The following is an 18,573-nucleotide window of genomic DNA, read 5'->3' as shown; positions in this document are numbered from 1 at the left end:
CCCGCTGCGGTATCGCGTCGGTATAACGTCGGTATCGCGTCGGTATTTGGCACCGCACCACGCGCGGTTAACAGGGCGCGCGGTGCGGTGTTGCGAAAGACCCGATCCGGGGGCGCGTCAGCCTGCCAGAGAGCGGGCCTGATCGCGAAGGACGAATTTCTGGATCTTGCCGGTCGAGGTTCTGGGGATCTCGGCGAAGACGATGCGGCCCGGCACCTTGTAGGGGGCCAGATGATCGCGGCACCATGCGCGAAGGCTGGCTTCGTCGGCATCATGGCCCGAGGTGAGCTGCACGAAGGCGCAAGGTGTCTCGCCCCATTTGTCGTGTGGCATGGCGACGACGGCGGCGACCGCGACGGCGGGGTGACGGTAGAGCGCCTCTTCCACTTCGATCGACGAGATATTTTCGCCACCGGAAATGATGATGTCCTTGGAGCGGTCCTTGAGCTGTATATAGCCATCGGGATGGACGACACCCAGATCGCCGGAATGGAACCAGCCGCCAGCAAGGGCCTTTTGCGTGGCCTCGGGGCTGCGGAAATAGCCCTTCATGACGACATTGCCGCGAAACATCACCTCGCCCATGGTCACGCCATCGCGCGGCACGGGGCGCATTGTGTCGGGATCGAGCACATCCAGCCCTTCGAGCGGGAGATAGCGCACACCCTGACGGGCCTTGAGCGCGGCCTTTTGCGGGCCGGGCAGCGAGGACCAGTCGGCATGCCATTCATTGACCACGGCGGGACCATAGGTTTCGGTCAGCCCGTAAAGATGGGTGACATCGAAGCCCGCCGCATCCATTTCGGCCATAAGCGATTCGGGGGGCGGGGCGGCGGCGGTGAAGAATTGCACGCGACGATCCAGCGGACGCTTCACGCTGTCATCGGCGGAGTTGATGAGCGACATCACGATGGGCGCGCCGCACAGATGGGTCACGCCGTTTTCGGCCAAAGCGCGCCAGATCGGCTCGGCCCGGACCTGTCGCAGACAGACATGGGTGCCGATGATGGCGGACAGGGTCCAGGGAAAGGACCAGCCGTTGCAATGGAACATCGGCAAGGTCCAGAGATAGACACTGTGTTTGGCCATTGAGGTGGTCAGCGCATTGCCCTGCGCCAAAAGATAGGCGCCGCGATGATGCGAGACGACACCCTTGGGATCGCCGGTGGTGCCGGAGGTGTAATTGATCGAGATCGCATCCCATTCGTCTTCGGGCATGAGCCACGCGAAATCGGGATCGCCGGTGGCGAGAAACGCCTCGTAATCCATGGCTTCGGGCATGTCGCCGGGGCCGTCATATTCGGGATCGTCATAAAGGATGACATCCGGCGTCACACTGGCCAGGGCGAGCGCGTCTTGCATCAGGGGGGCGAATTCGCGGTCCACGATCACCAGTTTCGCCATCGCATGATCGAGCTGGAAGGCGATGATCGCCGCATCAAGCCGCGTGTTGATCGAGTGCAGCACAGCGCCGCACATGGGCACACCGTAATGACATTCGAGCATCGCGGGCGTGTTGGCCAGAAGTGCCGACACGGTGTCGCCCCGGCTGATGCCGCGCTGGGCCAGAGCTGATGCCAGCCTGCGCGACCGGGCATAGAAGGCGGCATAGCTGCGCCGCAGATCGCCATGCAGGATCGCGGTGTGATCGGGAAACACGCTGGCGGCGCGTTCGAGAAAGGTGAGCGGCGTGAGCGGTTGGTAATTCGCCGGGGTTCGATCGAGCCCGGTGTTATAGGGATTGCTGCCCATGGTGCTTATTGATCCTGCCATTGCGGCGCGCGCTTTTCGATGAAGGCATTGATGCCTTCGCGGGCGTCATGGGCCAGCATGTTATCAACCATCACCTGAGAGGCATAGTCATAAGCCTCGGCCAGCGGCATCTCGCGCTGGGCATAGAAGGCGCGCTTGCCGGTGGCCAGTGTCATGCTTGATTTCGAGGCGATCTTGCGGGCCATGTCGAGCGTCGCCGCGCCAAGCGCGTCTTCGGGGACAGCATGATTGACGAGACCCATTTCGGCGGCGCGGGAGGCCGGGGTCATGTCACCGGTCAGCAGCATTTCCATCGCGTGCTTGTTGGAGACATTGCGCGACAGCGCCACCATCGGCGTGGAGCAGAAGAGCCCGATATGGACACCCGGCGTGCTGAAGCGGGCGGTATCGGCGGCGATGGCCAGATCACAGCTTGCCACCAGCTGACAGCCCGCGGCGGTTGCGATGCCCGTCACCTCGGCGATCACGGGTTTGGGGCAATTGACGATGGTCTGCATCATCGCAGAGCACTGTGCCATCACCTTGGTGAAATAGGCGCGCCCCCCGTCGGGACCGGCGCGACCGGCGGTCATTTCCTTGAGATCGTGACCGGCACAAAAGGCGGGGCCATGCGCGGCAAGGATGATGACGCGCACGGCAGGGTTTTGTCCTGCGTCGGTGAAGACCTCGGTCAGTCGGGTCATCATCGCCTCGGACAGGACATTGCGGCGCGAGGGATCGTCCAGCGTGAGGCGCAGGATGCCATCTGCGTCGAGATCGGAGAGAAGCATGTCTTATCCTTTGGAGGCGGTGATTGCGGGACTTAGCGGACGTTGATTTCAACGCTGTCTGACAGCGTGTTGGCGATGAAGCAATAGCGGTGGGCGCGGTGCTGCATCTGGGCCAATTCGTCCGGGTCGATGGCGAAGCCCGTGTCGAAGCGCACCACCGGGTTCAGGTCGATCCGGGTGACGGACATCTGTCCCTGCGGGTTCTTGCCAAGATGCGCCTCGGCATAGTCGTGATAGCTGGCCACGGGCCAACCGGCCTTGGCGCAGAGCGCAAGGAAGGTCATCATGTGACAGCTGGACAGGGCGGCGGCCAGCGCCTGTTCGGGGTTGGTGTGGTCGGGATCGCCGCCCCAATCGGGGGCGGCGTCCACCTGGACCTCGTGGTTGGTATTATAGAGCACGGTGTGCGCGTTTGAGTATTTGCCGGTCTGCAAGGCAGGTTCGGCGCGCTGCCAATGCAGCTCGATCGCGAGGTCGGACATATGCGGGCCTTTTATGCGGTGGCTTGGGCGGTCAGCGACGACCCGGCGGCGGCCAGTTGCTTGCGCGGATCGAAGAACGGACGTTCGACCACGGTGGCGGTGGTTTCGCCGGAATGGGTCACCACCTCAAGCTCGGTGCCAAGTTCGGCGCAGTCGACCGAGACCATGGCGAGCGCGATGTTCTTGCCAAGCCGGGGCGAGTAGATCGCCGAGGTGACCCTGCCCACGCAGGCGCCGTCATGATTGATCGGCCAGAAGGTCGTATTGGGGCCGGTCAGTTTTGGCCCGTCGATGACAAGGCCGATCTGCTTGCGGGTAACGCCATTGTCGCGGATGCGCTGGAGGGCGAATTTGCCGATGAAGTCAGCCTCCATATCCAGGTTCACGAGCCGGTCCAGACCCAGTTCGAACGGGTTGGTGTGGATGTCGGCATCGGCGTGATAGGAGAGCATGCCGCCTTCGATGCGCCGGATGCTGGATGTGTGACCCGGTTTCAGCCCAAAAGGCATGCCTGCGGCCATGATACGCTCCCACAGGGCGTCGCCCTTGGTGCCGTCACGCAGGTAGATTTCGTAGCCCAACTCGCTCGACCAGCCGGTGCGCGACACGATGAGGGGGATGCCGTCGAGGTCCATCTCGCGGAGCCAGTAATAGCGCAGGTCCATGATCTCGTCGCCGAAGAGGGCGCGCATGATCTCGCCGGATTTGGGGCCTTGCAGCTGCAGCGGAGACACGTCCGGTTCGCAGATCGAGACATCGAGGCCGGAATGCACGGCCACGCCCTGCGCCCAGAGCAGAATGTCGCTGTCGGCGAGCGAGAGCCAGAAGTGGTTTTCATCCAAGCGAAGGAGGATCGGATCGTTGAGGATGCCGCCTTCGGCGTTGGTGATGAGCACGTATTTGCACTGACCCACGGCCATGTTGGACAGGTCGCGGGGGGTGAGCATCTGAACGAATTTCGCGGCGTCGGGGCCGGTGATCTCGACCTGACGCTCGACGGCGACATCGCACAGGATCGCGCAGTTCACGAGGTTCCAGAAGTTCTGTTCCGGATCGCCGAAATCGCGCGGGATATACATGTGGTTATAGACCGAGAAGCCTGTCGCACCCCAACGGACGGTCGCATCGAAATAGGGGGATTTGCGGATCTGGGTTCCAAAGCCGAAGTCATGTGGTTGCATCATGTCGTTCACCCTGTTCTGCGCCGGATTGCTGCCCGGAGCGGCGTTGCTGATGAGCAGGGCGTATCCTGTTTCGGGGTGCAAGCGTGGCCTGAAAACGCGGGTTTTGCAGACCGATCAGCCCGGGATTCGGCCCGTTGGCGACCAAATGGACCTGACGCCTTATCGGGTGGTATGCGCGACCAGTTTGGCGAGGTTGGGTTGCTCGGCCTTGATGAGACGGGTGGCGAAATAGGTCATGTACCGATCGATGCCCAGATCGGCGGACAGAAGATCGTCCATCACACCCTGAAAGGTGCTGAGGCTGGGGGTGACCACGGTCATGATATAGTCGATCCCGCCGCCTGTCGCGACACAGTTGATGATCGCATCAATGCCCGCGATATGATTTTCGAACCGGTCGAAATCGGTCTTGCGGTGATGCGTGAGCGAGACCGTCACCACAACGCGGGTCGTATCCACCACGCGATCAAGCGCGATATCGGCGTGATAGCCGCTGATGTATCCGGCGGCGCGCAAACGGGTCAGGCGCGCCCAGCATGGCGTGGGAGACAGGTTCACGAGTTCGGCCAGCTTGGTCTTGCTTAGCTGGCCGTATTTCTGAACAGCGGTCAGAATACGGATGTCCGCCGCATCCAATCCATTTCGTTCTCGCATCGCACCCTGCTTCCTGCATGCCGAAGACCCGAAAGCAGCGCCCGAACTTCGCGGCGCCTTGCGTTCGCGGCGATTATGCCGCCATGCAGACCGGAATTGAGGGAATTTTGCGACAGCTTAGGGGGTTGCAGCGTCACTTTGGGCAGATCGCATCGGCACCTCAGAGCACATAGCGCGACAGATCGGCGGATTTCATCAGCTCGCCCAGATTGGCATCGACGAAGGCGGCATCCACGGTCACGGTATCGCCGGCGCGGTCCGGGGCGGTGAAGCTCAGCTCTTCGAACACCCGCTCCATCACGGTGTAAAGCCGCCGCGCGCCGATATTCTCGACCGATTGATTGACCTCGGCGGCGATTTTGGCCAGCGCTGCGATGCCATCTTCGGTGAAAGTGACGGTGACATCCTCGGTTCCCATGAGCGCGGTATATTGCCGGGTCAGGGCATTGTCGGTCTCGGTCAGGATGCGCACGAAATCCTCTTCGGTGAGAGCGCGCAGTTCGACCCGGATGGGCAGGCGGCCCTGAAGCTCGGGGAGCAGATCCGAGGGTTTGGCGATATGGAAGGCGCCCGAGGCGATGAACAGGATATGGTCAGTCTTGACCGGGCCGTATTTGGTGGACACGGTCGTGCCTTCGATCAGCGGCAGCAGATCGCGCTGCACGCCTTCGCGGCTGACATCGCCGCCGCGCGCATCCGAGCGGGCGCAGACCTTGTCGATCTCGTCCAGAAAGACGATGCCATTCTGTTCAACCGCTTCGAGCGCTGTCTTGTGGACGGTGTCGTCATCCAGCAGCTTGTCGGCCTCTTCGCTGATGAGCGCCTCGTAGCTTTCGGAGACGGTCATCTTCTTGCGCACGGTGCGCCCGCCGAACGCCTTTCCGAAGATATCGCCGAGATTCATCATCCCCATCTGGCTGCCGGGCTGACCGGGAATATCCATCATGCCGAGGGGGTTCGATTGGTCGGCGACATCCAGTTCGATCACGGTATCGTCCAGCAGGCCGTCGCGCAGTTTCTTGCGAAACATCTCGCGTGTGGAGTCGCGGGCGTCTTCGCCGGCGATGGCGGCGATCACCCGGTCTTCGGCCTGTTGATGGGCCTTGGATTTGACATCCTCGCGCATGTAGTCGCGGGTCTGGGCGATGGCGCTGTCCACCAGATCGCGGATGATCTGTTCGACATCGCGGCCGACATAGCCGACTTCGGTGAACTTTGTCGCTTCGACCTTGATGAAGGGCGCGCGGGCGAGTTTGGCCAGACGGCGGGAAATCTCGGTCTTGCCGACGCCGGTGGGGCCGATCATCAGGATGTTCTTGGGATACACCTCGTCGCGCAGATCATCGGCCAGTTGCTTGCGGCGCCAGCGGTTGCGCAGGGCGACGGCGGTGGCGCGCTTGGCGTCCTTCTGGCCGATGATGAAACGATCGAGTTCCGAGACGATCTCGCGCGGGGTCAGGTCGGTCATTTGGAAATGCTTTCTACGGTCAGGTTGCCGTTGGTGTAGACACAGATATCGGCGGCGATGGCCATGGCGTCGCGGGCGATCTGTTCGGCGCTGCGGTCGCTGTCCATCATGCCGCGCGCGGCGGCCAAGGCGTAATTGCCGCCCGAGCCGATCGCTGTGACATCATGTTCAGGCTCGAGCACGTCGCCCGCGCCGGTGATGACATAGATCTGATCGCCATCGGTGACGATCAGCATGGCTTCGAGCTTCTGGAGGTATTTGTCGGTGCGCCAGTCCTTGGCCAGGGCGACGCAGGCGCGCTGCAGCTGTCCGGGGGTGGATTCGAGCTTGGATTCGAGACGCTCGAGCAGGGTGAAGGCATCGGCGGTCGAGCCGGCAAAGCCCGCGACCACGTCATAGCCACCGGGGGACAGGCGGCGCACCTTGCGGGCGCTGCCCTTGATGACGGTGTCGCCGAGGCTGACCTGTCCGTCACCGGCCACGACGACGGTTCCGGCCTTTTTCACGCCGATGATGGTTGTGCCGTGCCAGCCGGGAAATTCTTTGCGCATGGGGCCTCCGTTGGGTTCCCGCCTATATGGAAGGGTGGCGGACAGGGTGCAAGGGGCGCATCAGCCCAGAAGATCGCGGGCGATCCGGGCGAAGATGCGGGCGCCGATCGGGATCAGATCGTCGGGAAAGTCGTAATCGGGGTTATGCAGAGCCGCATGATCCGTGCCTGCGCCCAGAAACAGCATGGCGGCTTTGGCGGAGTGGCCGAAGCGCCCGAAATCTTCAGAGGCGCGCATCGGCAGGCCCGATCCGTCATGCGACATGCCGAGCGCATCGAGGGCCTTGCGGATATGGGCCGCAGCCTCGGGGTGGTTTTCGCAATGCAGGAAAATGTCGTGAAAGCTGTGATCGGCGGTCAGGCCGTGCTGAGCGGCGGTGCTGTGCAGCAGATCGAGCGCGGTGCTGCAAAGCGCGTCCATTCGGTCATCTGTGAGGGTGCGCAGCGTCGCCATCAGCGTGGCCTCGCCCGGAGCGATCCCGAAGGCGGCGGCGCCCAAATTGGCATGGGTCACGGTCACCAGCGCGAAATCGGCGTCCTGCGTGGTGCCATGACCGAGGGCAGTCAGCGCAGGCATCAGGCTGCAAAGCGCGGCCATCGGGGAGGTGCCGTTCTCGGGCTCGGACGCATGGGCGGTCTTGCCTGTGAGCCGGGCCAACAGCCCACGCGAGGCGCAGTTCACCGGCCCGTCGGCCAGCCCGATATGGCCTAGGGGCAGGCCCGGCATGTTATGCAGGGAAAAGGCGAAATCAGGTGAAACAGTGTCGAATTGTGGGTCCGCGATCACCGCTTGCGCCCCGGCGCCGGTTTCTTCGGCAGGCTGGAACAACAGCACGACGCGACCGCGCGCGGGACGCTTGCGGAACAGAAGGCGCGCGAGGCCCATGAGGATCGTCATATGCCCGTCATGACCGCATAGATGCCCGGTGCCGGGATAGGCGGAGCGGTGCGGGCTGTCCGAAAGCTCTTGGATCGGGAGGGCGTCAAGCTCGGCGCGGAACAGGACGGTAGGGCCGGGATCGGTGCCCTGATAGATCGCGGCGATGCCATGGCCGCCAAGATCGGTCAGAATCTCATCGGGCGCCTGCGCATCCAGAGCGGTGAGAATGCGGCGGGCGGTCTGCGCTTCATGTCCCGAAACCTCGGGGTGGCGGTGCAGATCGCGGCGCAAGGCGGTCAGATCCGCGATATCGGAATTGCTGAGCATCATGGGCCTTTTGTCACCTGTCCGGGGGCAAAAGAAAAGGGCCGCAAACGCGGCCCCTTCCATATCAAATGTGTGGCATCGATCAGATGCTGCTTTCGATCCAGTTTTGCAGCGCGGCCTTGGGGGCGGCGCCGGCGCGGTTCGAGATCACCTCGCCATTCTTGAAGATGAACAGCGCCGGGATGCCGCGCACGCCCATGGCGGCGGCGGTGTTCGGGTTGCTGTCAACGTCGATCTTGGCGATCTTGACCTTGCCGCCCATTTCTTCGGACAATTCTTCGAGGGCCGGACCGATCTGCTTGCACGGGCCACACCATTCGGCCCAGAAATCGACCACGACGGGAATGTCGGAGTTCTTAACTTCTGCGTCGAATGTCTCGTCTGTTACGGCTACGGTGCCCATTTTATGTCTCCTGACAGGAATTGATTTGACCAGAACGTATGGAGCGTGACGGGGAGCGTCAAGCGATTGGCGTGTCACGCAGCGCCTTTGTCACAAGATCGTGCGGTAACAGGGTCAGCGTGGCGTTGCGTGTCCAGAGAAGACCTGTTTCCACGGGTCGGTCGGGATAGATCAACGCAAGGGCGTTGGCATAGGCCCCCATCTGCCGCAAAAGCGCTGTGGGCACATGCTCGGCCGTGTCGGGAACGCCGGCGTTGGTCTTGAAATCGACGGCAAGCACCCGGTCGGGGGAGATCAACAGCCGGTCGATGATGCCATGAATCCGGCGGCCACCCAGGGCATCGAGGCTGGCCGAGACTGGCACTTCGCATAGCGCATCGGGCTGGAACAGAAACTGAAGCGACGGTTTGGTCAGCACCTTTTCGGCCTCGGCCAGAAGCAGGCGAAGTTCCTCGCCTTCGGCCGCATCAGAGCCGTTCGACAAAAGCGTCCCGGCTGTCTCTGGCCAGTCCGATTGCGGCACGGTGGGCAAAAATTCGAGCAGACGGTGGATCTGCCGACCGCGGCGCTTGGCGGCGTCCTCATCAAGCCCGCGTTCGTCCGGCAGCGCCTTGTCACCGCCCAGATCGGATGGCTTGAGGGTTTCGGGCGGCAGGACCGGAGGTGGCGCCGGTTGTTGGAAATGCGCAGGCAGGGGCGTGGTGGAATGCGTCGCATCCGCAGGCGGATCAGAGACTGTTCCGGCCCAATCACCATGCTGCAGCCGCAATCCCTGTCCCAGATCGAAATCATGAGCGGTGGCGCCGGCCGCTTGCAGACCGGCCTGCACCTTTTCATACCAAGCCTCGCCATTCTTTCCCAGATCGCCGGCAGCGGCCACGATCAGCCATGTTTCGGCGCGGGTCATCGCGACATAGAGCAGGCGATCGCGTTCCGCGCGCTGGGCGTCGCGGGCGGCATCACTGGCGCGCACAATCGCGGCGGGCGCCTCGCCGCTGGCGCTGCGCCAGAAGGGGGTTCCGTTGCTGGTGGTGATCTGGTCGCGGATCCGGATATCGCGCTTGGCGGTATCGGGCAGGATGACCACGGGCGCTTCGAGCCCCTTGGCGCCATGCACCGTCATCACCCGGACCCTGTTTCCGGCGCTGTCCATCTGGCGCTTGATTTCCAGATCGTCGGTTTCCATCCAGACCAGAAACCCCGTCAGACTGTCCACGGCGCGCTGTTCATAGGCCATCGCCTGCATCAACAGCGCGTCGATGCCATCTTCGGCCTCGGCGCCAAGGCGGGCCAGCAGTTTGCGGCGCCCGTCGTGGCGGGTCAGGATGCGTTCGATCAGATCGTAGGGGCGCAGGTAATCGGCCTTGCGGCGCAGATCGTCCAGAACGGCCATGGTTTCGGGAAAATCCGATGCCCGGTCGCGAAGCGCCGCCCAAAGATAGCGCTGCGTGCGCTTGTGGGCACGATCGAAAAGCTGTGCCTCGGACCAGCCGAAGAGCGGCGAGCGTAGCGCGGTGGCCAGCGACAGGTCATCCTCGGGCGTGGCGAGAAAGGACAGGAGCGCGGCAAGATCCTTGACCGCCAGTTCCGCCCCGACCTTGAGCCGGTCTGCGCCTGCAATGGGCAGGTTTTGTGTCTTACATTCGCGGATCAGCTCGTGAAACAGGGTCGAGCGGCGTTGCACCAGGATCAGGATATCGCCGGGCCGGATCGGTCGCAGGCCCGAGGGAGAGGCCTTGTCGGGAATGGGCTGTTTGTCGTCGACCATGCGGCGGATCGTGAGGGCGATCTGACGGGCGAGAAGCGTGGCGGGATCGTTGGCGGCCTTCACATCCACCGGCATGTGCCATTCGGGATCCTCGTCCTGATCGGGCTTTTCGATCACGGGCCACAGATCGACCCGGCCGGGCAGATCGGATTTGAACGCCTTGTGACCCTGTTCCGGCGTAAACCCGCTATCACGGCTATTGGCGAAGGTATGATCGACAAGGTCCAGAATGGCGCTGGAGGAACGGAAGGAATATTCCATCTCCATGTCCTGAAGCGGCTGGCCGGTGGCGTGCAGACGGGTGGCGAAATCCCCCTTCATGCGGTCGAATTCGTCCGGATCGGCGCCTTGGAAGGAATAGATCGACTGTTTCTTGTCGCCCACGACAAAAATCGTGCGCGTCACGTCGGCGCGCGCACCCTGACCGCTGGTGAATTCCTGCGCCAAGCGCTCGATCACCTGCCATTGCACGGGGCTGGTATCTTGAGCCTCGTCCACAAGGATATGGTCGATGCCGCCATCCAGCCGGAAGAGAACCCAGGCGGCGACGGCGGGATCGGTGAGCAATTGACGCGCGCGCAGGATCAGATCGTCGAAATCCAGCCAGCCGCGCAGGGCCTTGGCGCGGTCATAAGCGGTGAGAAAGACGCGGGCAAATTCGTGCAGCGTGCGGGTTTTCTGGATCGTGGCAAGGGCGAGACGGGCGTCGCGCGCCTCTTCGACGCGGGCCATCCATTGGTCGATCTGCGGCATGATCGCATCGATGGGGGCGCGGCCTGCCTTGGTTGGAAAAGAGCCTATCTTGGCGGAAAACGGCTCTTTTGCGCTATCGCCAAAAAGAAAGACGGAGTCGAGAACAGGCAGAGCAGAGGCATCCAGCCTGTCGATAGAGGCAAGGCGCAGGGCAGCTTTCTGGTCATTGGTGCCACTGGCCCGAAGCGCCGGGATCAGTTGGTTCAACAGGTCCTGTTCGCTTCCCAGAAATACGCGTGCGGTGATGTCATCAAGCGTCAGGTTGCCGGGCTGCCCAAGCGCTTGTGCCAGTGCGTCATCGCTGCACGGGGTGTCGAACAGGGTGCGGTGCCGGACGATTTCCGCGGTGATATCGTCAAGGGATTCGCCGCCATAATGCCGGGCGAAGGCATAAAGCGTGGCGGCGTCGGGGCCGCTGGCGATGGCTTCGGTGATCTCGGAGCGCAGAAGCGAGGCGGTGCGGTCCTCCATCTCGGTGAATTGGGGGCTGACGCCAGCCTCGAGCGGGAAGCGGCGCAGAAGACCGGCGCAGAACGAGTGGATCGTCTGAATTTTCAGACCGCCCGGAGCCTCGATCGCGCGGGCAAAGAGACGACGGGCTTTGCGCAGGGTATCGGCGTCGATCAGGCCCTCATGGCCCAGATCCTGCAATTCCCGAGACAGGCGGTCATCGGGCAGCATCGCCCATTGGCCAAGCCGCTTGAACAGGCGGTTTTGCATCTCGCTGGCGGCGGCCTTGGTGTAGGTCAGGCACAGGATGTGCCGGGGATCGACATCTTCGAGCAGCAGGCGCGCGACACGGTCGGTCAATACGCGCGTCTTGCCCGACCCGGCATTCGCCGACAACCAGGTAGAGCGATCAGGGCGCGCGGCATCGATTTGCCGTTGGGTGGCGTCGTCGCGGGCCATCAGCGCAGCTCTGCCGTGTCGGGGGGATCGGTGATGTCCCATTCGCCGAAGCGGGCCAATTGATCGTAATCGCCCTTGTCGGCCTTCTTGAACACGGCGCGGCGGGCGGTATAGCCGCGATCCGGCTCAAGATAGGCGCGCATCAGTTCTTCGAATTCGATCCAGACTTTCTGCACGGGTTCTTCGTCCAATGGGGCCAAAACAGTCTCTGGTTTGCTGCCCAGGCCGATGAACTGGGCGCGCGCGACCTGGGACGGGGCGAGCTGACCGAAGCCTGCCTGTTCGGCGATTGCGGCTTCCAGCAAAAGCTGCCGGTCGAAATATTTCTGTTCCTTGGCGCTGGGTGGTTTGCCGGTCTTGTAGTCGTAGATGTGAAGGCTGCCGGTGGCGTCTATGTCGATGCGGTCGGCCTTGGCCTTGAGGGTGACACCAAGATCATCGAGCGTGGCGATGCCGGATTGTTCCAGCGCGCAAGGTTGGGCGATCTGACGGCGGTCGAACTCACCGTCGATGAACCAGTCGGCAACGCGGTCCATGCGCGCACGCCAGATGGCACGCGCCTCGGCCCAAGGGACGTTTTGGGCAAGAACAGACTCTGTTACCGCCATCAGGTGATCGCGGGTGCAGAGCGTTTCATCGTGCTGGCTGTCCTTGATGAAACGGTCCAGAACCTCGTGCAGGACAGTGCCGCGCAGCAGCGCGTCCGGCACTTTCATCAGTGGATCAAGCGGCCGCACCCGCAGGACATGGCGCGCATAGATGGCATAGGGATCGCGGATCAGGCGCTTGATTTCCGTCACGGAGAACTCGCGGGGACGCGCCGCCAGCGGTGGGCAGGGCGAGGGGCGCTTTTCGGCGGGCACATAACCGGGCTCTTCAAGGCTGGCGACCAGACGGAGCCAATGCGCGCCGCGCGCTTTCATATCCTCGAGCGCCTGCGCGCCGCCTTGATCGGGGAGACCGGCCAGAAGGTTGCGGATGCGATTCAGCCAGCGAGACGGCACTGTTTCGGCGTCATCCGAGCGAATTGAGCGGGTCATCCAGACTTCGGGCGCGCTGGCGGCTTGCTGAAAATCATGGGCGGACAGGCCGATGCGCCGTTCGGGTAGCAACAGCCCGGCCTGATTGCGCAGCGCGCGGTTGAGCCAGGGATCGGGCTTGGGGGCTTCGGGCCAACTGCCTTCGTTGAGACCGGCGAGAATGAGCAGATCGGCGCCTTGGACGCGGGCTTCGAGCGTGCCCCAGATCAGGATCTGGGGATGAGGCGCGTCGGGGTTGCGGACCTCGCCGCCCGAGAGGATTGCGTGAAAGAGGGTGCCATAGTCCGCCGCGGTGATCTCTCCGCCGTGATTTGCATGTTCGGCAAGATTAGAGACGCATTTCCACGCTTCTTGCCCGGCATCGTTGCGCCAGAGCCCATGCGGGCTGCTGTCGACCGGGCCTTGGGCGATGCGATTGGCCAGATCGATATGCCGCTCGACGAATTCGGACAGGGGCAGGTCGCCATTCACCGCTTTTGCGCAGAAACAGTCACTGATCCAGCGCGCCCAGGGCGCGGCGGTGGTGTCTTTCTGAGCCTCGCCCCATGCGATCAGGCTGGCGGCATCGGGATAGGGTGGACCGTTGCGGCGCAGATGGAGTTCAAGCTCGCGGGTGAGCCGCAGATGCGGCCCGCGATCGGTCCCGCTATGGGTGAGCGGGTGCTTGAGCAACGTCAACAGCAACTCGGCTGTCAGAGTGTCGCGCATCAGATCGCCTACATGGCGCAGGTACCGGCCCGGCGGAGACAGGTGCAGCGGCATCCCGGCGCTGTCGTCGGGAATAATGCCCCAGCGATCCAATGCGGCGGTGACCTGTCGGGTCACGGTCCGGTCGGGGGTGATGAGCGCTGCGGTCTGCCCGTCTTCGGCGGCCTGACGCAGGCGCATGGCGATGGCCAGCGCCTCGGACCTGGTGGAGGGCGCCTCGAGCAGGGTGATATCCTGCGTGGCGCGGTCAAGATCGGTGAGGCTGGGGCCATCCTGCAGCCATTGATCGGTCACAGGCGCGGGCCGCAAGGCCAGTGACAAGAGCCGGTTGCGGGCAGGACAAGCGGGGCTGTCCGGTGTCCAGCGGGCGATTTCGCCGGGAGAGAGGCCGAGCTTGCCCATCAGATCGGCGAAACGGTATTGCGGATGATCCTCGGAGAGCATCGCATCGTCGAGCGCCCCCCAGACATGCGTCGGCATGTCGACATCGAAGCCGGGAAGAAGGACCGCGCCTTGCGGCAGTTTGGACACCGCCTGCATCAGAAGCTGGGTGGCGCCGCGCGATCCGGTGGATCCGGCGATGATGATCGGGTGATCGGGAGGCGTCTCTTGCCAAGTTTCGATCACATGCTCGATCACCAGACGCTGCCGGGTTTCGACATCGGGATGCTCGGTGCCCACGTCGAAATAGTGTCTGACAATGCCCAAAAAGGCCGTGATCCGATCCCAATGCCCGGATTGGTCGGTGACATCCAGCCCCTCGATCGCATCCGGAGAGACACCTTCGCCATGCATTTCGTCCATCAGCGATGCAAGGCTGTCGGCCAAGGCATAAAGCGAGGAGCGCGGCGCGATGTCGGGCTGTTTGTCCAGCAGCGAAGAGACAAGCTGTGTCAGCTCGAGCCGACGGCGGAGCGGCGGCACGGGATCTGGGATATGCGCCAGATCCCAATGCTCGCCCAGATCTGTGAGCAATTCGATCCGTGGCAACAACAGCGCCGGACCCTGATCGAAGAGCGCCCGGATGCGGCGCGCCATGCGTCGGGTGTTGACGATCACCTGCACGCGGGCAAGCGCCTCGGGCGGTTGGCTGGCATGGCGGGCAAGCAGGCCATCGACCAAAGCGCGGGGAAAATCCACGCCAAGCGGCACGCCAAAGACACGGGGGCGTTCGGTGGGATCAAACATGCCGATATCCAAGCATCTTTTCGGCCTGTGCGATACCCTCGGGATGGCCCACATCGCACCATTCGCCGGTGTAGCCTGCTGCGAACAGGCGATTTTCGGCGAGCATCCTGTCCCACAGAAGATTGAGGGAAAAAGCCGTCTCGGGGATGTCATGCAGACCCTCGGTCTTGAGGATCTGCAGCCCGGAATACACCAGGCCCGGTCCGCGCTGCGCCCTGCCATCGGCGTCGATGGTGAAATCGCCCGTGCCGGAATGGCCGATGGCGTGATCGGGCGGGATACACAGAAGCAGCGCATCCATGCGGGCCGGATCCCAGAGCGCGGCAAGCTGATCCAGAGGGTTGGCGCCGCGCCAGACGGCATCGGTGTTCATTGTAAAGACCGGCCCGGCGCCCAGAAGCGGCAAGGCGGCGCGCAGCCCGCCGCCGGTTTCAAGGATATCGGGGGTTTCGTGCGACAGGAGCACGTCGCTCTCGCCGAGATGCCGGATCAGCGCCTCGGGGCGGTAATGAATGTTGGCGACGATGCGTTCGGGGCCATGGGCGCGCACAAGCGACAGCGCGTGGTCGATCAGCGGCTGGCCCGCCACCTCGATCATTGATTTTGGGCGATCTGAGGTCAGTGTGCCCATCCGCGTGCCGAACCCGGCGGCGAACAGCATTACCGAGCGGGGACGGTCGCGCATTGTTCTTTCACCTTGTGGAGAATGGAGGCGTCGGGCGCGGGCAAATGCGCGCGGGTGATATCGGCCAGATCCGACAGGGATGGATCGGACAGATCGCGGATCAGATGCGTCCAGACACGCGGGATCAGATCGACGTAATGCACCTTGCCGTCACGCACGCAAAGCCGCGTGAACACCCCCAGAATGCGCAGGTTTCGTTGCGCCCCAAGCACGTGATAGGCGGTGCGGAACGCGCTTTCGTCCTGTCCGGTGCTGGCGATGTACCGGTCGATCATGGCGTCCTCGATTGCGCGGGGCACATCGCGGCGGGCATCCTGAAGCAACGAGACCAGATCATAGGCCCGGTGGCCCAGCATGGCGTCCTGAAAATCCAGCAGACCGACGCGGGCCAGACCCTGCCGTTGCGGCAGCCAGAGCAGGTTCTGGGCATGATAGTCCCGCTGCACGAGCACATCCGCGGTCGCGGCGTGACGTGTCAGCGCGTCGAGCATGGCGCCATGAAAGCGACCCCGCGCGATGGTGTCGGGACCGGTCGTGACGGCAAGATACCAGTCAAAGGCCAGCGCGGCGAGATCGGCCATCACGGGCGGCGCATAGGGCTGAAGACCGCTTGGCACGGGGTGGCTGTGAAGATCGGCCAAAAGATCAGTTGCGCAGGAATAGAGAGTGTTTTCCAGCGATGGATCGGCTGGGATCACGCTGGCGAAAAGATCATCGCCCAGATCCTCGAGCAGCAGGAGACCGGCGCCGTGATCCTGCGCCAGAATGCGCGGCGCGCTGAAACCCACGGAGGTCAGATAGCCGGCGATGGAGACGAAGGGGCGCACATCCTCGCCCCGGTCGGACGGGGCGTCCATCAGAACGGCGGTTGCCGCGCCGTCGGGATGTGTCAGGCGCAGATAGCGCCGGTTTGACGCATCCCCTGCCAGGGGCGCGACGGTGGCCCCGGCCCAGCCGGTCGCGTCGATGAAACCCCGGATCAGAGCGTCACGGTCAGACATCGAGAATACCTTTCAGTTTCGCATCCCAGGATGGGTCACTCCACGACAGCGAGAGCACCCGCGTGTCATCGGGTGCGGGCGCGTCCAGATGCAGGCAAAGTGCCGATGCCGGGGCCAGATCGCCCAGACGGTCGGGCCATTCGACAAGGCAGATCGCGTCGGAAAATGCGTCGATCAGGCCCAGTTCTTCGATTTCGGAGATATCGGTAAGACGGTAAAGATCGGCATGCCAGATCTCACCGCGACGCCCGGGATAGGATTGCACCAGCGTATAGGTCGGCGAGGGCACGTCCTCGGGGGTGTCGAGCGAGGCAAGGATCAGGCAGCGGGCGAAATGCGATTTTCCGGCGCCGATCTGGCCCGAGAGCAGCAGAACATCGCCCGGTTCAAGACGCGGGGCAATGGCCTGCGCAAGGGCGCAGGTCTGGTCGGGATCGGAGAGATGCAGTGTCTTGGCCCTGTCAGACATGGGCCGACACTACACGCCCGGCGCGGTCCTGCAAGCAGCATCAGCCTGCGGCCTGACATGACGTGTCGATCGGGACAGTGGCCGTGCAGTCAGCCATGCTCAGCATGGCGGACCCACCGGTGAGAGGCGACAGGCGACACCGCATCGGATGGCCTGCGCGGCTGTAAAGCACGGTTTCCAGAGGCTCGGTCAGGTTATGGCCCGACAGGAGGGTTTCCGCCTGCGGCCAGAAGGTATCGTCGGGGATATGCTCGCGGCAGATCGCGATGAGGGCGGGCACGGAAAGCTCGGCAAGGCTGCTGTCCGGGTCGATACCGAGGACATCTGAACAGCGCTTGTTGCACAGCAAAAGCAGGTTGTTGGGCGAAATCACCGCGATGGCATCGGGCAACTGATCCAGTACCGCCTGCCGCAGATTGAGCTGCGTACGGAATCGGCGGGTCAGGGCGATCTCGTCCGATATATCCTCGAACAGAAAGGCCACGGCGCCATCGGGATGTGGCCGACCGGTGACACGGTAGGTCAGCCCCGAGGGCAGTGACCAAGTGTCCTGATAGAGTCCGTCCGAGGCGGTGGCGACGATCTCGCTGATCCGGGTGCGCCAGTTGGCGTAGTTCTTTGGCTCCGGCATGATTTGCCTGTCGCGCAGATTGTCGAAAACCCCAATCAGGTCCGGGCGCGCGCTGAGAAACTCGGCCGAAAGCCCGGTCAGATCGACAAAGGCTGGATTGAACAGGGCCAGCCTTTGCTGGCGGTCGAACACCGCAAGCCCGGTCGTCAGATTGGCGAAGGTTTTGGTCAGCGTCTGGACAAACTCCCGGCGCACGGTCTCGGCCTGAATGACCTTGGTGATATCGGTGACATAATGGAACAGGTCGCCGCCGACGCGGGTGGAATTGACTTCGTACCATTGGGTTGCCCCATCGGCAGCGTTCTTGAACGAAATCCGGTCGATCAGGGAGCCTTCGCATTCCGGCACGATCTTCCGGTCGGGGAGAAGCCGCGCGCGCTCGTCTTCGGGGAGGTTGGAAAAGGCGAGGTTTTGCCAGATGACCCTCCCGTCCATCGATGAAATCGACAAGCCGAAAGGGGCATGGCGCAGAGCGGTGTTCCAATTCTCGAGCCGAGCGGAGAGGCGCAGATTGTCATGGCGTTCGGCCGGGCTTGGCACCGTCGGATCCCTGAGAGTGATGCGGCAGACCGGACCGATGAGGGCTATGTCCAGCATGGCCTGGTCGCCGGGAATCACGCTTTTGAGAAGCAGCCCGTCACCTGCAGGCACCAGCGCGACATCGTTGGGAAATTCAGGGAATCTGTCACAGAACCAATCGCGCAGCGATGACCAGTCCGACAGGTTCTGGGGAAGCAAGCGTTCGGGCAGATCATGATCCATGAGGACGCCGTTCTGGAAAAGGAAATGCGCGGATTTGTCTTGCTGCGGCGACACTCTTGCCTGCCTGCCCTGCCGTCCGATCAGCAGGCCGTAGATCCACAGGATCCCGAGCGCGGTCGCACCCGAGACGATGGGAAGCAAAAACCACCCGAAAGCGGGAACTGTCAT

15 protein-coding genes are annotated in these 18,573 nt (G+C 63.1%); all 15 read right to left on the bottom strand.

Annotated features, from left to right (window positions below; translation table 11 throughout):
- Positions 1–117: 117 nt before the first annotated feature.
- A complete protein-coding gene (locus RAZWK3B_RS02145; protein WP_007811789.1) occupies positions 118–1,752 on the bottom strand; it encodes an acyl-CoA synthetase in 1,635 nt (544 codons plus the stop codon).
- A 5-nt stretch (positions 1,753–1,757) separates the two neighbouring features.
- Complete coding sequence (locus RAZWK3B_RS02140; protein WP_007811787.1) at positions 1,758–2,543, bottom strand: enoyl-CoA hydratase; 786 nt, start codon at positions 2,541–2,543, stop codon at positions 1,758–1,760.
- Between the two features lie 32 nt (positions 2,544–2,575).
- The gene (locus tag RAZWK3B_RS02135) at positions 2,576–3,025 is read right to left on the bottom strand and encodes an OsmC family protein (protein ID WP_007811784.1); all 450 of its coding nucleotides are present in this window, start codon (positions 3,023–3,025) and stop codon (positions 2,576–2,578) included.
- A gap of 11 nt (positions 3,026–3,036) precedes the next feature.
- Positions 3,037–4,209 (bottom strand): glycine cleavage T C-terminal barrel domain-containing protein, encoded by a 1,173-nt coding sequence (locus tag RAZWK3B_RS02130; protein ID WP_037294971.1) that lies wholly within the window; start codon positions 4,207–4,209, stop codon positions 3,037–3,039.
- 159 nt (positions 4,210–4,368) lie between these two features.
- Positions 4,369–4,863 (bottom strand): Lrp/AsnC family transcriptional regulator, encoded by a 495-nt coding sequence (locus RAZWK3B_RS02125; protein WP_007811780.1) that lies wholly within the window; start codon positions 4,861–4,863, stop codon positions 4,369–4,371.
- Positions 4,864–5,023: 160 nt separating this feature from the next.
- Complete coding sequence (gene hslU, locus RAZWK3B_RS02120; RefSeq protein ID WP_007811778.1) at positions 5,024–6,331, bottom strand: ATP-dependent protease ATPase subunit HslU; 1,308 nt, start codon at positions 6,329–6,331, stop codon at positions 5,024–5,026.
- Entirely contained in the window at positions 6,328–6,882 is a 555-nt protein-coding gene (hslV, locus tag RAZWK3B_RS02115; protein ID WP_007811776.1) for an ATP-dependent protease subunit HslV, read from the bottom strand. The genes hslU and hslV overlap by 4 nt, the downstream gene beginning before the upstream one ends.
- Before the next feature lie 60 nt (positions 6,883–6,942).
- Positions 6,943–8,091 carry an amidohydrolase gene (locus RAZWK3B_RS02110; RefSeq protein ID WP_007811774.1) on the bottom strand — a complete coding sequence of 383 codons (1,149 nt, stop codon included), beginning with the start codon at positions 8,089–8,091 and terminating at the stop codon, positions 6,943–6,945.
- A 79-nt stretch (positions 8,092–8,170) separates the two neighbouring features.
- Positions 8,171–8,491: a thioredoxin gene (trxA, locus tag RAZWK3B_RS02105; protein WP_007811771.1), complete on the bottom strand. Its 321-nt coding sequence runs from the start codon at positions 8,489–8,491 to the stop codon at positions 8,171–8,173.
- Positions 8,492–8,549: 58 nt separating this feature from the next.
- Complete coding sequence (addA, locus tag RAZWK3B_RS02100) at positions 8,550–11,921, bottom strand: double-strand break repair helicase AddA (RefSeq protein WP_007811769.1); 3,372 nt, start codon at positions 11,919–11,921, stop codon at positions 8,550–8,552.
- Positions 11,921–14,857 (bottom strand): double-strand break repair protein AddB, encoded by a 2,937-nt coding sequence (gene addB / locus RAZWK3B_RS02095; protein WP_007811767.1) that lies wholly within the window; start codon positions 14,855–14,857, stop codon positions 11,921–11,923. The genes addA and addB overlap by 1 nt, the downstream gene beginning before the upstream one ends.
- Entirely contained in the window at positions 14,850–15,542 is a 693-nt protein-coding gene (locus RAZWK3B_RS02090; RefSeq protein WP_007811766.1) for a nucleotidyltransferase family protein, read from the bottom strand. Before RAZWK3B_RS02090 ends, addB begins: the two co-directional genes overlap by 8 nt.
- Positions 15,518–16,543, bottom strand: coding sequence for an aminoglycoside phosphotransferase family protein (locus RAZWK3B_RS02085; protein ID WP_007811764.1), 1,026 nt, complete (start codon positions 16,541–16,543; stop codon positions 15,518–15,520). The genes RAZWK3B_RS02090 and RAZWK3B_RS02085 overlap by 25 nt, the downstream gene beginning before the upstream one ends.
- Complete coding sequence (tsaE, locus tag RAZWK3B_RS02080) at positions 16,536–17,012, bottom strand: tRNA (adenosine(37)-N6)-threonylcarbamoyltransferase complex ATPase subunit type 1 TsaE (RefSeq protein ID WP_007811763.1); 477 nt, start codon at positions 17,010–17,012, stop codon at positions 16,536–16,538. Before tsaE ends, RAZWK3B_RS02085 begins: the two co-directional genes overlap by 8 nt.
- 40 nt (positions 17,013–17,052) lie before the next feature.
- A complete protein-coding gene (locus tag RAZWK3B_RS02075) occupies positions 17,053–18,573 on the bottom strand; it encodes a PAS-domain containing protein (RefSeq protein ID WP_007811761.1) in 1,521 nt (506 codons plus the stop codon).

It is taken from the genome of Roseobacter sp. AzwK-3b (assembly GCF_000170875.1).
In the GTDB taxonomy this organism is placed as follows: domain Bacteria; phylum Pseudomonadota; class Alphaproteobacteria; order Rhodobacterales; family Rhodobacteraceae; genus Roseovarius; species Roseovarius litoreus.
The sequence above is the reverse complement of the archived record's forward strand: the minus strand, read 5'-3'. Positions and strand labels throughout refer to the sequence as shown.

Bases quoted from the DNA above. Each gene is read 5' to 3' on its own strand.
- RAZWK3B_RS02075 (WP_007811761.1), bottom strand. From the start codon at position 18,573: ATGACAGTTCCCGCTTTCGGGTGGTTTTTGCTTCCCATCGTCTCGGGT.
- hslV (WP_007811776.1), bottom strand. From the start codon at position 6,882: ATGCGCAAAGAATTTCCCGGCTGGCACGGCACAACCATCATCGGCGTG.
- RAZWK3B_RS02140 (WP_007811787.1), bottom strand. From the start codon at position 2,543: ATGCTTCTCTCCGATCTCGACGCAGATGGCATCCTGCGCCTCACGCTG.
- RAZWK3B_RS02110 (WP_007811774.1), bottom strand. From the start codon at position 8,091: ATGATGCTCAGCAATTCCGATATCGCGGATCTGACCGCCTTGCGCCGC.
- addB (WP_007811767.1), bottom strand. From the start codon at position 14,857: ATGTTTGATCCCACCGAACGCCCCCGTGTCTTTGGCGTGCCGCTTGGC.
- RAZWK3B_RS02125 (WP_007811780.1), bottom strand. From the start codon at position 4,863: ATGCGAGAACGAAATGGATTGGATGCGGCGGACATCCGTATTCTGACC.
- trxA (WP_007811771.1), bottom strand. From the start codon at position 8,491: ATGGGCACCGTAGCCGTAACAGACGAGACATTCGACGCAGAAGTTAAG.
- RAZWK3B_RS02085 (WP_007811764.1), bottom strand. From the start codon at position 16,543: ATGTCTGACCGTGACGCTCTGATCCGGGGTTTCATCGACGCGACCGGC.
- hslU (WP_007811778.1), bottom strand. From the start codon at position 6,331: ATGACCGACCTGACCCCGCGCGAGATCGTCTCGGAACTCGATCGTTTC.
- addA (WP_007811769.1), bottom strand. From the start codon at position 11,921: ATGGCCCGCGACGACGCCACCCAACGGCAAATCGATGCCGCGCGCCCT.
- tsaE (WP_007811763.1), bottom strand. From the start codon at position 17,012: ATGTCTGACAGGGCCAAGACACTGCATCTCTCCGATCCCGACCAGACC.
- RAZWK3B_RS02145 (WP_007811789.1), bottom strand. From the start codon at position 1,752: ATGGGCAGCAATCCCTATAACACCGGGCTCGATCGAACCCCGGCGAAT.
- RAZWK3B_RS02135 (WP_007811784.1), bottom strand. From the start codon at position 3,025: ATGTCCGACCTCGCGATCGAGCTGCATTGGCAGCGCGCCGAACCTGCC.
- RAZWK3B_RS02130 (WP_037294971.1), bottom strand. From the start codon at position 4,209: ATGATGCAACCACATGACTTCGGCTTTGGAACCCAGATCCGCAAATCC.
- RAZWK3B_RS02090 (WP_007811766.1), bottom strand. From the start codon at position 15,542: ATGCGCGACCGTCCCCGCTCGGTAATGCTGTTCGCCGCCGGGTTCGGC.